Source organism: Paenibacillus sp. J22R3 (assembly GCF_056269305.1).
The window spans coordinates 435,330-447,151 of sequence record NZ_JBWDNS010000002.1; the positions used below are offsets into that span (position 1 = coordinate 435,330).

Annotated in this window: 11 protein-coding genes; 10 read left to right on the plus strand and 1 reads right to left on the minus strand. The window is 51.8% G+C overall.

The genetic code is table 11. The features are described 5' to 3' along the window. Nucleotides 1-54 precede the first annotated feature (54 nt). The 5 genes from AC0YN4_RS10165 (at nt 55) to AC0YN4_RS10185 (ending at nt 5,139) form a co-directional block, all read left to right on the plus strand. On the plus strand, nt 55-735 hold the full coding sequence (locus tag AC0YN4_RS10165; RefSeq protein WP_475781351.1) for a FadR/GntR family transcriptional regulator: 681 nt from the start codon (nt 55-57) through the stop codon (nt 733-735). 110 nt (nt 736-845) lie between these two features. Further along, entirely contained in the window at nt 846-2,189 is a 1,344-nt protein-coding gene (locus AC0YN4_RS10170; RefSeq protein WP_475781352.1) for an ABC transporter substrate-binding protein, read from the plus strand. Between the two features lie 63 nt (nt 2,190-2,252). Then, a complete protein-coding gene (locus AC0YN4_RS10175) occupies nt 2,253-3,134 on the plus strand; it encodes a carbohydrate ABC transporter permease (protein WP_475781353.1) in 882 nt (293 codons plus the stop codon). Beyond that, nucleotides 3,134-3,961, plus strand: a complete 828-nt coding sequence (locus tag AC0YN4_RS10180) for a carbohydrate ABC transporter permease (RefSeq protein ID WP_475781354.1) — start codon at nt 3,134-3,136, stop codon at nt 3,959-3,961. The genes AC0YN4_RS10175 and AC0YN4_RS10180 overlap by 1 nt, the downstream gene beginning before the upstream one ends. Further along, nucleotides 3,958-5,139: a trans-sulfuration enzyme family protein gene (locus tag AC0YN4_RS10185; protein WP_475835732.1), complete on the plus strand. Its 1,182-nt coding sequence runs from the start codon at nt 3,958-3,960 to the stop codon at nt 5,137-5,139. Before AC0YN4_RS10180 ends, AC0YN4_RS10185 begins: the two co-directional genes overlap by 4 nt. Before the next feature lie 951 nt (nt 5,140-6,090). Here AC0YN4_RS10185 and AC0YN4_RS10190 read toward each other — a convergent pair. Then, nucleotides 6,091-6,558: a DL-endopeptidase inhibitor IseA family protein gene (locus tag AC0YN4_RS10190; RefSeq protein ID WP_475835733.1), complete on the minus strand. Its 468-nt coding sequence runs from the start codon at nt 6,556-6,558 to the stop codon at nt 6,091-6,093. Nucleotides 6,559-6,729: 171 nt separating this feature from the next. On the opposite strand from AC0YN4_RS10190, the gene AC0YN4_RS10195 reads away from it, so the two are divergent. The 5 genes from AC0YN4_RS10195 to AC0YN4_RS10215 are packed head-to-tail and all read left to right on the plus strand — an operon-like array spanning nt 6,730 to nt 11,811. After that, on the plus strand, nt 6,730-7,992 hold the full coding sequence (locus tag AC0YN4_RS10195; protein ID WP_475835734.1) for a glycosyltransferase family 2 protein: 1,263 nt from the start codon (nt 6,730-6,732) through the stop codon (nt 7,990-7,992). A gap of 4 nt (nt 7,993-7,996) precedes the next feature. After that, nucleotides 7,997-9,094 (plus strand): hypothetical protein, encoded by a 1,098-nt coding sequence (locus tag AC0YN4_RS10200; protein WP_475835735.1) that lies wholly within the window; start codon nt 7,997-7,999, stop codon nt 9,092-9,094. After that, on the plus strand, nt 9,091-9,843 hold the full coding sequence (locus tag AC0YN4_RS10205; protein ID WP_475781359.1) for a glycosyltransferase family 2 protein: 753 nt from the start codon (nt 9,091-9,093) through the stop codon (nt 9,841-9,843). The genes AC0YN4_RS10200 and AC0YN4_RS10205 overlap by 4 nt, the downstream gene beginning before the upstream one ends. A gap of 31 nt (nt 9,844-9,874) precedes the next feature. Next, the gene (locus AC0YN4_RS10210; RefSeq protein ID WP_475781360.1) at nt 9,875-10,600 is read left to right on the plus strand and encodes a sugar phosphate nucleotidyltransferase; all 726 of its coding nucleotides are present in this window, start codon (nt 9,875-9,877) and stop codon (nt 10,598-10,600) included. Beyond that, a complete protein-coding gene (locus AC0YN4_RS10215; RefSeq protein WP_475835736.1) occupies nt 10,597-11,811 on the plus strand; it encodes a GT-D fold domain-containing protein in 1,215 nt (404 codons plus the stop codon). The genes AC0YN4_RS10210 and AC0YN4_RS10215 overlap by 4 nt, the downstream gene beginning before the upstream one ends. The last annotated feature ends 11 nt before the right edge of the window (nt 11,812-11,822 follow it).

Sequence of the window (11,822 nt, forward strand, 5' to 3'; positions counted from 1 at the left end):
GCGTACGATGTACCTATCAGATAGGTAGCAAGGTGAAAGGGCGAACAGCGGACAATGAAGAAAATTCAAAAAATACTAGTACATGAACAAGTATCGCAGGAGATTCAGAACTTCATAGAAGAGAAGGATCTTTCCGAAGGCGACAAGCTACCCTCTGTAGAAGAAATGACGCAAATGTTCGGTGTCGGCCGCTCCTCGCTGCGCGAAGCGCTTCGCTATTTGGAAGCCATGGATATTATTCAGGTTCACAATGGCAAGGGTATCTTTGTTAAAGACGTCAACACGTTCCGCTTTACCGGGAAAGTGAAGATTGAACGGGAGAAGAATTTCCTGCTGTCCATTCTTGAAGTGCGCAGGGCGTTGGAAGGACAGTCTGTCGTCCTGGCATCCAAACGGATTACCAGCAAGCAAATTGCCGAAGTAGAAGAGTGTCTGGAAGAGTACCGTATCTTGAAAGAAGGCAATAAAGACACTTCGCAGGTTGATTTAGCTTTTCATCGTCACATTATTAAAGCTGCGAATAACCCGGTGCTAGAGACCGTGCTAGATTCGATTTCAGGCTTATATGAGAAGTTTTTTAACGATCCGCTAGGAGACAAACAGCTCTTTGATGAGACGTATCCGTTTCATATTACGATGTTTAAAGGCATTGCAGCGCATGATACGAGGACTGCATTGGAAGAGTTTGGCAAGTTGATGGATTGCATCGAGGCGAAAATAAAAAGCGCCAAGTAAGCGCAATTTTTTCCTTGACAATGATTAAGCGCTTTCACTATAATCAACCTATCAGACAGGATGACTGTATGACTGTGTGATACATGATATTAAATAGGGGGATGACATCAATGACAAGTCGCAACAAGCTTCTTACTACACTGCTTTGTGGTGTTGTATCAGTTGGTCTTTTGGCAGGATGCGGTAACAATTCGAATGACGGCACGGCTAGTAACTCAAACACAAATGCAAATGCAGGTGCAAGTGACGAGAAAGTAAAGCTACGCATGATCGAAAGTTTAACAAGTCCGAACAGAACGAAGCTGATTCAAGCTTCGATTGACAAGTTTGAAGCTGCGAATCCGAACATTGAAGTCGAATTCATTTCCCCTCCATTCGACCAAGCAGACAACAAGATCAGAACGATGCTGGGTGCCAAAGAAGATATCGACATCCTTGAGGTTCGTGACCTGAACGTTGCTGAAATGGTGAATAACGGCTTTGTTGAGCCACTAAACACATACGCAGATAAATGGGCTGATTTCGGAACATTGACAGCGATTTCTAAATCCGTTGGTTCCGTAGGCGATAAATTATACTTCATTCCAAACGGTCTTTATGAGAGACAACTGTTCTATCGTGCCGATTGGTTCAAAGAATTGGGCCTAACGCCGCCAAAGTCATGGGATGAGCTCTACGAAACAGGCAAGAAGCTGACAGATCCCGCGAAGAACCGTTTCGGATTCTCCTTCCGCGGAGGTTCAGGTTCGACAGGTACAACGGATGCAATGATTCTTTCTTTTAACGGTGCAAAGGTGAATTTGGAAGACTCCATGTTCACAACAGACGGCGCAACGGTTTACTCGACGCCTGAAGCGAAAGCGGCAATGGAGCTTTACCTTAAACTTTATAAAGATGTATCGCCACCGGATTCCGTGAACTGGGGCTTCCAAGAGCAAGTACAAGCCTTCACTTCCGGCGTAACAGGTATGCTGCTTCAAGATCCTGACGTTATTCAATCGCTTAATGAGAAAATGGAAGCAGGAACATGGGCAACAGCACCTCTGCAAACCGGCCCAACAGGCAAAGCATTACTCGCAGCAGGCGGAGCAGGCTGGGGTATCGCAGCTAACTCGGAGCACAAAGAAGCAGCTTGGAAGCTGATCGAATTCTTGTCGAGCCCGGCTGAGAACACGCAATTCTCGAAAGACTTTGGACTTATTCCGGTTCACTCCAGCGCTTCCGAAGATGAGTTCTTCAAAACAGGTCCTTACAAAACATTGCTCGACATGTCCAACCAACCGGATACTTTCGTAAACTTCAAACCAGCATTCCAGTACGCAGGTAATGCACAATGGGGACAAGTTGCAATGGAAACCACGCAAGCGCTTCTGCTTGGTCAAGCGAATCTGGATGATACGCTGAAGAAGTGGGACAAGTACTGGGTAGACGAAAAGGCTAAATTGAATAAATAAGGATTCATCAGGAGGGCGGCGACAAGCCGCCCTCACTAAATTCAAAGAGCAAGGCGGTGTCTTATGAAAAATCAACGCATCTTTATACTATCGGGGCTGCTTCCCGCTTTGTGTCTCGTGTTAGTGTTTACGTATTATCCGTTTCTAAAAGGGATTTTAATGGCTTTCCAAGATTACAAGCTGTTCGATTTACGTAATGTACATTTTGTCGGTTTGGCGAACTTTAAAGCGGCTTTCCATGATCCTAAAATTCTAATGGCCATGAAGAACAGCGCCTACTGGGTGTTCTGTTCCTTGATCCTGCAATTTACACTTGGACTCCTGCTGGCTTTGGCGATGAAGAAGCAATTCAGAGGCAGAGGAATTTATCAAGGCTTCGCTTTCTACTCATGGGCATTATCCGGCTTTCTAATCGGGTTGATTTGGAAATGGATGTTCAACTCCCAAATCGGGGTTATCAACGATTTGCTCCTTAAGTTAGGCCTTATACACGAACGTATCGGTTTTCTATCCGATCCCAAATGGGCGATGGTTTCCGTTATTGTCGCCAACGTATGGTACGGCGTTGCCTTCTTCGCAATCATGCTGCTGGCTGCCCTGCAATCCGTTCCCGGCGAACTCTACGAAGCTGCGGACATGGATGGCGCGACCGGAATGCGGAAGTTCCTGAACGTAACCTTGCCTTACATTATGCCGACTATTATCGCGACAACGCTGTTGCGCGCGATTTGGATATTCAATGATCCGACGATCATTTACGGCTTGACCAACGGTGGTCCTGCCGGAACAACACATATTCTGTCCTCGCTTATGCTGGACAAAATCCTGTATGGCGGCGACTACGGTGCCGCGTCAGCGATCGGTATTATTATGATAATTATTTTGCTGCTTTACACAATTTTCTTCCTGGCAGTCACAAAGGCTGAGAAAGTAGGTGATTTCTAATGAAGCAACGCCTTCTGAGCCTGTTCCGAATTGGTTATTTATCCCTTTACTTAATCGCGATGATTTTCCCGCTTTATTGGATCGTCATCACGTCTCTTAAGCCGCAGAAGGATATTTTCTCTTATCCGATCAAATATTGGCCGACTACATTTACGCTTGATAATTTCATTAATATTTTCAAAATATCCAAGTTTCACGTCTACATCGCTAACAGCTTTCTGATTGCGATTTCGGCTGCATTAGTCGTATTGGTTATTGCGGTATTGAGTGCGTATGTACTTGCCCGTTTTTCTTTCAGAGGACATCGCCAAATCATGTTAGCGTTCTTCATTACACAGATGCTGCCCGGATTTATCGCGCTTGCACCGCTGTATCTGATGATGAGCCAAATGAACCTGCTCAACCACCGAATTGCGCTGGTCTTGATGTATACGGTAGGGCTTATCCCGTTCTCGACCATTATGCTGCGCGGCTTCTTCCAACGTATTCCCGGCAGTCTTGAAGAAGCGGCAATGATTGATGGCTGCTCGCGTTGGTCGGCACTGATTCGGATTATTATTCCCGTCATGCTGCCAGGTATTGCATCTACATTTATTTTCGCCTTTGTACAGAACTGGAACGAGTTGTTCCTGGCCGCTTTGTTTATAGATAACGATTCACTCAAGACGATCCCGGTCGCTATGAATTCATTTATTCTAAAATTCGATGTGGATTGGGGCTCAATGTCAGCAGGAGTGGTATTGTCGATCATTCCAACGATTTTGATTTTCGCCTTTGCACAGCGTTTCATCGTTGAGGGTTTGACACAAGGAGCAGAAAAAGGATGAGTAAAACGGAAACGGGACATGATGCAGCTACAGCCAGAGAAAAACAATTTACTCAAGTCTCTTACGATAAACTCGATTCGAGGCATCATGGCGCGATCCATATGCCGATTTATCAGAACAGCTTGTTTGCTTTTCAGACGTATGAAGAGTTCGACACTGCTTTTCAAGCACTGCTCGACAACCATATCTATTCACGTGGCAACAATCCTACGGTAACGTATCTGGAGCACAAGCTAGCGGAGCTCGAAGGCGCGGACAAGGCTAAGTGCTTCGCATCCGGTATGGCTGCCATTTCGTCGGCCATCTTGTCATCGGTGCAGCAAGGGGATCACGTCATTTGCGTGGATCAAGCTTACGGCCCGACGAGAGAGTTTCTAGGCAGTTACATGGTGAAATTCGGCGTGGAAACGACGTTTGTGGATGGGACCAACATTGACAACTTCCGAGCAGCGGTTCGTCCGAATACGAAGCTGCTCTATCTGGAGAGTCCAACCTCAGGATTGTTCGAGCTGCAAAACCTGCGTGAATGCGCGGCTTATGCCAAGCTTATTGGGGCACGGACAATCATTGATAATACGTGGGCTACGCCTTGTTTCCAGAGTCCGCTTGATCTCGGCGTGGATCTGGTTGTACATTCCATTACGAAATACATTAGCGGTCATAGTGACTGCGTCGGCGGCGTCATTCTTGGCTCAAATGAGCTGATTGATCAAGTCGGATATGCAGAATATATGCTGCTTGGCGGACTCATGACGCCGCAGACGGCAGCGCTCGTTTCCAAAGGAATGCGCACACTTCCGCTGCGCATGCAAAGACACGAAGAGAGCGGATTGCTGCTGGCGGAGTTTATGAGCCGCAAAGCATATGTAAGCCGCGTCAATCATCCCGGCCTGACTTCGCATCCGCAATATGAGCTGGGCAGAAGCCAGATGAAGGGCTACAGCAGCTTATTCTCCTTCATGACGGACGAGCCGCTTGCGAAGATGAGAGCTTGGGCAACGAAGCTGCAATTTTTCAAAATCGCAGTCAGCTGGGGCGGCTTCGAGAGCCTCGTGACGGTGAACGCACTTCCTCCGGGAAGTGACGGACAGTCCGCTACGGTGGTTCGACTGTACGTGGGGATGGAAGATCCGAAGGATCTGATGGCGGATATTGATCTCGCTTGGGATTCGTTGTAAGGCAGGTTCGCAAAAGGGCTGAGAGTCGGTTTTCGACTCTCAGCTCTTTGTTTTATTCGGAGGCTGTCCTTCCTTGTAGTGCCGCTACCGGTAACCACAAACCACATCCGCGGTGGGCGCCTTGCACCTCGACCTGTAACCCGTACCCTGTAACCCGCACGCCGCACCCCGCACCCCGCACGTGAACGCCGAACGCCGTACCCTGTAATTCGAACCTCGAACTCCGTACCCCGTAGCCCGTACCCTGCTCCCCGAACGCCGCACCTCGTACCATGCCCCCGTACCACGCAATGTACTAATTTCTAACCGTAATCTCTACTCGCCTCCGAACTCGTCCCGGGACCGGCAGAGAAATGGAGGTTTGGAGCAACAGAGAGGTACAGTGAACCGCACATGAGCGGTAAAGTTGCTCACCTGGGGTTCTGCATCAGCGGTAAATCGAGAAAATGGGAGTGACACTGCGCGCACCACGTAAATCGTTAAAAGTTGATCGCTAACGAACCACAGAGGTCTTATTTGGCCCAAAAGGGTCATTTGAAAATTTAACGAACCGTACAGGCCTTATTTCGTGCCGAGAAGCCACTTTTCGGACCATTTACCCCATATAAGACCTCCACGGTTCGTTAGATTTGAAAAGTGGCAGTTTTCGTGCGAATAAGACCTCTACGGTTCGTTAGAATTGGAAGGCGGGGGGGGTTCTTGGGCATACGGCTAATAGTAACGACCTCCTCCACGGATCGTTAGATTCGAAAAGTGCCAGTTTTCCTGCGAATAAGACCTCTACGGTTCGTTAGAACAAAACGCAGAAAGGCTGTCCCGGACACTGCAATGCCGCCGTTCCTTAATCTTCGCAACGAACAAAAAGGGACTGTCCAGTCATCAAAATGATGACCGGTAGGACAGTCCCTTTTTGCGTTGCGCTGGCTTGATGTGATGTGCGTCATATTGCTGCTAACCAATTGTGAACCGGTAATCATAACGTTTGCCGGAACGGCTGATGATCTTGTACCCGCAACAGGTACGGGCAATGGTGTAATAAATCGGTACATTGCCGTCGGGATCACCGGACAACATGGCACGGACCCGAATTCGTGTACTCGTAATGCTCAGAATGCGCACGGATTCGACGATATTCGGAATCGGTCCGGGATCGCCCAAAATGACATAAACCCTCCCGTTATGCACGATGGACTTCAAGCTGCGCAGCTGCATGCGGCTATAGGTTATACCCCAATACTTGCGAAAATAAGCGTAAATTTTAGCCCTGGTACTATAGCGCAAGGGTAGCTGGACGTATTCCGTGCCGCCGACTTTAATCTCTTTTCTATTAAAGCTCGCGCCGTACACATCAAACCAAGCCGCTTCGGCCTTGTTTAGGAAGACACGAAGTGCTTGTCGAAGCTGTAAGCTTTCTACCATTTGGCATCACCTCCTCTATGTCAACAGCATATGTAATTAGGTAGATTCAGTGACGTGAAAAACGCGTAAAATCAGCGCGGCTCCTGCCTTAACGTACATCAGCCGTTCCTCTTGCACTCTATCGTCCATAAACTAACTGGTAAAAAGACGGATATGGAGGTGAACGAGTTCATGAAGCCTAGCAGCGGAAGAGTCGTCCAGCAGATTCGGAAGCAGCCGCTCCTAAATGATAGAGTCTATGCCGGGTTATCGATGGCAGCCGGGAGCCGCGCCATTCGTGCAGCGTGGAGCGAGACCTCCGCTGCACCTCCAATTGCAGCACCATCACCTCCAAAGCAACAGGTATCTTCCCGATCAACAAAATCAGCCATCGCAGCGAAATCCGTCCCGCGAGCAAGTAAGAAGGCAATTGTGCAGAAAGCCGAAATGAGAAAACGAGCAGCAAAGCAGCCGCCGATCGTCCAACATGCGGCGACGACCAATTCCGGAAAGTCCTTCTCCAAAGCCGCCCCGAAGAAGCCGAAACAGAAGCAGACTCCGGTAGTTGAAGCCATCAGGCAGCAAGCATTCCGAATAGCTGAGCCACAGCCAATGCCAGAGGTACAGCCGCAACTGCACTCGCAGCCTCAATCGCAACTGCATCCACTTTCGCAACCTCAGCCACAACCCGAGCCGATATTGACGATATCTGCAACTCCGACCAATCCGGTCGTGTCGGTCATCATCCCGGTCATGAATGAGCGTCGTACCATTGGGAAAGTGATTCAAGAAGCGAAGAAGGTACATTCCAGCGTGGAAGTGATCGTCGTCATCAACGGATCGACTGACGGCTCGGCGGCCATCGCCAAGCGCAAGGGGGCTAAGGTTATTCCGTTCGCGGAGCCGCTTGGTCATGATGTCGGACGAAGTGTCGGGGCTGCCGCCGCCAGCGGGCAGGTGCTGCTCTTTCTCGACGGCGATATGATCATACCGGCATCGGGGTTGAGACCCTTCGTTCAATCGGTACTGCATGGCGGAGTAGATGTGGCACTTAACGATTACTCCGGCCCTACGAACAAATCATCCGTCCACAGCGTCGTCCTCGCGAAACATGCGCTGAATACAATCCTGAGGCGTCCCGATTTGAAAGGCACTTCGATGACAGCAGTCCCCCATGCCATCAGCCGCACCGCATTAACGAGAATCGGTGCCGACGCACTGGCGATACCGCCGCTCGCGCATGCCAAAGCCGTGCAGCATGGACTAACAGTATCCGCAGTAAAACGCATTAATGTGGGGAAGCTCAACCTGCCCCGCAAGCAGAGAGAACGGACGAATCCGCTTGAGCTGCTCATAGTAGGCGATCACTTGGAAGCCATTGATTGGCTGACGAAGCAGACGGATGATCGCGGCGGATATACGGATATGGCGCGAAAACGTTATTTGGCGAGGTGAACGTATGCAATCCAGAAAGTCAGGCCGCTCAGGCAAAAGAGCGACTACGAAAACCCGCACGCGTCGCTCGCGCGCGGGGCGAACCGGCCAAGAACGCGCTGCCGGCAGCTATACCGGCAAGCTGAGAACGGCCTATAATGCCGGCTATACCGATGGTGCGCTTCTTCGCAAGAACGGACATACCACGCAGGCTGGTACCACGGAAGCGAAGCTGCGAATGAATGAGCGTTGGACGACGCGCTGCGCAGGCCGAAACCACACCGATGCGCTGCGAGTCAAGCTGCTCTCGGAAGGCAGAGCCTATGCCGACGGCTTCGCCGCAGCCCTGGATTTGCCGCGGGGGATGTGGCAGCCGGTCGCAATGGGGAAGTCAGTCGCGGCTGTCGTCCTCTCCGTCCCGGGCATGAATTCGTCCGCGATCAATCAGCTGCTGCGACTGCCGCTTCAGGAAGTGATCGTCGTGCTGGAAGGTGGCAGCGAAGGCGAGTTTGCGGAGCTTCGCGCGGTGCCGGAGATTACGATCATGCAAATCGGAGAGTCGCTCGGCGCAGATGTCGGGCGGGCGATCGGAGCTCGCATGACAAGGTCCGATATTGTCCTGTTCGCCGACGGACAATCCATAATGGCAGCAGAGCAGCTGGCGCTTATGCTCTCGCTTGCAGAGACCGGCGCGGATATTGTGGTGGCGGATCAGACGCCATCACTTGGGATTTTCAAGACTTGGGATGAAGCTGCACGCGTTCGAGCATTCATGAACTGGTCGCTCGGTCGTGCCGAGCTGCTGGCAAACTCGGTTGAGCTGCTGCCGCATGCCTGGTCGCGCCATGGAATGGAAACCGTAGGCGTATCAACGCTTGCGGTCCCGCCGATAGCTCATATGGCGGCCATCCAGCACAAGCTGATATTCCGAAGCTGCTCGCTGAACAAAGTGCGCAAGAACAAAACGGTCGCTATAAGAGGACCGGTAGGAGTAGTTTCCAAGGAGCTGTCGGTCGGCGACCATGTTGAAGCGCTGCAGACAGCCATGAGATCGAAAGGTCCAAGACTGGCATTTCCAGATCAGGTTCGGCGGCGTGCCGCTGCGGGAGGAACAGCAACATGAAAGGCATGACGAGCATTATTATACCGAGCTACAACGGCCTATCGCTTCTGCAGGATGCCATCGAAGCCATACGCCGGTATACCGACTCGAATGAGACCCCCTATGAAGTGATTGTCGTCGACAACGGATCTGATGACGGCACTTGCAAATGGTGTATCCGAGAAGGAATTCCCTGTCTGTCACTGGCCAGAAACACCGGATTTCCATTTGCCTGCAACCGTGGATTGCGTATGGCGCGCGGCGAATATCTGATGCTGCTGAACAATGATGTGACCGTTTCAGCCGGCTGGCTGCCTGCATTAATCAGTGCACTGACGGCACGCGCAGATATCGGCATGGTTGGACCCGTAACGAATTACATCAGCGGCAGACAGCAGGTGGAGTATCCGTTCAGTTCCATGGAAGAGTTTCACGGCCAAGCGGCAACGGCGCTCGTGAAGGAAGCAAAGCGAAGTGAGCCGATCATGCGGCTGGTCGGCTTCTGCATGCTGTTCAAACGTTCGCTCTATGAACGGATCGGTGAGCTTGACGAGAGGTTCACGCCAGGTCATTACGAGGACGATGACTATTGCTTCCGGGCTCGCATGCACGGGTACAGTCTGCTCATGTGCAGGGATGTGTTCGTTCATCATCGCGGCAGCGCCAGCTTCAAACGCAGTAACCCGCAGGAATTGCAGCAGCTCGTCGAGCGCAATCGGCAGCATTTTATAGCCAAGTGGAAGGTAGATCCTGCTAAGTTCATGTATTGAGCGAATCGGCAAAGCAAAGGAGGTTATTTATTTGAAAGCTGTTATCTTGGCCGGTGGTACGGGAACGCGCCTAATGCCGCTGACGAAGCTCTTGAACAAACATTTGCTGCCGGTCGGGAGGCTCCCGATGATATGCTACAGCATTAACAGTCTGCAAGAGGCTGGAATTACGGACATTTTGCTCATTACAAGCCGAGTCTCTGCAGGGATGTTTACTTCTTTTCTCGGAAGCGGCGTAGAGTACGGGGTGTCACTTACTTACCGCATCCAGGAAGAAGCCGGCGGAATCGCCCAGGCGCTTGAGCTGGCGAGGTCTTTCGTTGGCGAGGATGCCAAGTTTATCGTGCTGCTGGGTGATAATTTGTTCGAGGAATCGCTGGCCCCTCATCTGGAAGCGTTCATGCAGCAGGCTGACGGAGCGATGGTGCTGCTCAAGCAAGTGCCTGACCCGGAGCGCTATGGGGTACCGGTATTCGACGAGGAAGGGCGGATTATTCATATCGATGAGAAGCCGAAGATGCCATTAACCGACAGCTGCGTAACGGGGATCTATCTGTTCGATCGCGAAGTCTTTCATTTCATTGCGGCACAGACGCCATCGCTGCGCGGGGAACTGGAGATTACCGACGTGAACAACGTATATGCGAGCATGGGGAAGCTCGCCCATCGGCATATCACCGGTTGGTGGACAGATGCCGGTACCTTTCAATCCCTTCTTGAGGCTTCGATAAAGTTTAGCGGGGATGATGGACCATGAAGGTGGCGGTAGTCCACAGAAACGTGATGCTCACAAGCAGCAGCGGGCAAGGGCAGGTCGCGACCAAACGTAGTGTGTCGGCACCGAAGCCGCAGTCCCAGTCCCAGTCGCAGCCGCAGCCGAAGCAGGCTCCCGCTCCCGCAGCGGCTAAGACTTCGGGAGGCAATGCGCCGCAGAAGATCGTGAAGAAGCAGGCGGTTCCAGCGGCAACCGGAGGCAGAAGCGGAGCTGCAAAAGCCGGGCAGTCAAGGAAATCAAGCGCGAATGGCGCCAAGAAAAGGACAAGAGGGCGGAAGCCGTCCTTGGTCAAGAAGCGAGGGCGCCGCCGGGGACAGCGCGACAGCGCCGCACTTCCACCCGGTATGGAACATGGGCAATTTCACGACAATGCTTTTACGGCGGGTTACGAGCTTGGCAAGTACGAAGGAGGAGAGCTGCTGCTGGAGCAAGCGCTGCCGATGAATTTGCTGCTCCCAGAAGTTCGGCTCCAAGACGTCATTGCCATCGGAGTCGAGCATTTGCGGCCGAGATGTCTGCCGTTAATGGATGTTCATGAGGTGTTTGCCGAGATGGAACAGGCCATTCATGAGCGCAGACCGTGCGCGGTCGTCAGACTTGGAGACGGAGAGCTGCTGACACTTGCGCAGGAAGTCGTCTACGACACCGCTACGATCCAGCGAGAGGGCACGTTTCTCCCCTATGCCGGCGTGAATCCGCCTGATCTGCTGGCGCGCGATCAGCTCCTGCACGCTATACGTCATGCGCATATCGTCGGTGTGCCGCTTGCCCGCAGAAAACATTTTCACCCGCTGCTGCATCCGGTGTTTCGCGCGCATCAACTTGACCCTGGGACGCTTCGGATGACGAACTCGACGGTCAATTACGGGCTTGCCCAAACCGGACTGCTCGGCAGCCTGCTCGCCGGCAAGCAGCTGCTTGTCATCGGCAATGCAGCTCCGGCGCTGGCGCATATGCTCACGGAACGGGGATTCATGGTGTCAGGGCTCATCAGTCCGGTACGGGGAGTGCGTGACGTGGAACGCGTCATCTTGGAGAGTCGAGGTGTTGAATTTGATTTGGCGCTCGTGTCCGCGGGAATTGCGGCTGTTATGATTTGCACCCGGATCGCACACGAGCGGAGCAAGACAGCGCTTGATTTTGGCCATATGGCAGATGCCATTGTGAAGGGACAGATCGCGCTTACGCATTAAGGATAGGAGAG

Excerpts from the sequence above, each read along its gene's own strand:
- AC0YN4_RS10180 (WP_475781354.1), top strand. The coding sequence starts at position 3,134 with ATGAAGCAACGCCTTCTGAGCCTGTTCCGAATTGGTTATTTATCCCTT.
- AC0YN4_RS10175 (WP_475781353.1), top strand. The coding sequence starts at position 2,253 with ATGAAAAATCAACGCATCTTTATACTATCGGGGCTGCTTCCCGCTTTG.
- AC0YN4_RS10205 (WP_475781359.1), top strand. The coding sequence starts at position 9,091 with ATGAAAGGCATGACGAGCATTATTATACCGAGCTACAACGGCCTATCG.
- AC0YN4_RS10215 (WP_475835736.1), top strand. The coding sequence starts at position 10,597 with ATGAAGGTGGCGGTAGTCCACAGAAACGTGATGCTCACAAGCAGCAGC.
- AC0YN4_RS10170 (WP_475781352.1), top strand. The coding sequence starts at position 846 with ATGACAAGTCGCAACAAGCTTCTTACTACACTGCTTTGTGGTGTTGTA.
- AC0YN4_RS10195 (WP_475835734.1), top strand. The coding sequence starts at position 6,730 with ATGAAGCCTAGCAGCGGAAGAGTCGTCCAGCAGATTCGGAAGCAGCCG.
- AC0YN4_RS10200 (WP_475835735.1), top strand. The coding sequence starts at position 7,997 with ATGCAATCCAGAAAGTCAGGCCGCTCAGGCAAAAGAGCGACTACGAAA.
- AC0YN4_RS10165 (WP_475781351.1), top strand. The coding sequence starts at position 55 with ATGAAGAAAATTCAAAAAATACTAGTACATGAACAAGTATCGCAGGAG.
- AC0YN4_RS10190 (WP_475835733.1), bottom strand. The coding sequence starts at position 6,558 with ATGGTAGAAAGCTTACAGCTTCGACAAGCACTTCGTGTCTTCCTAAAC.
- AC0YN4_RS10185 (WP_475835732.1), top strand. The coding sequence starts at position 3,958 with ATGAGTAAAACGGAAACGGGACATGATGCAGCTACAGCCAGAGAAAAA.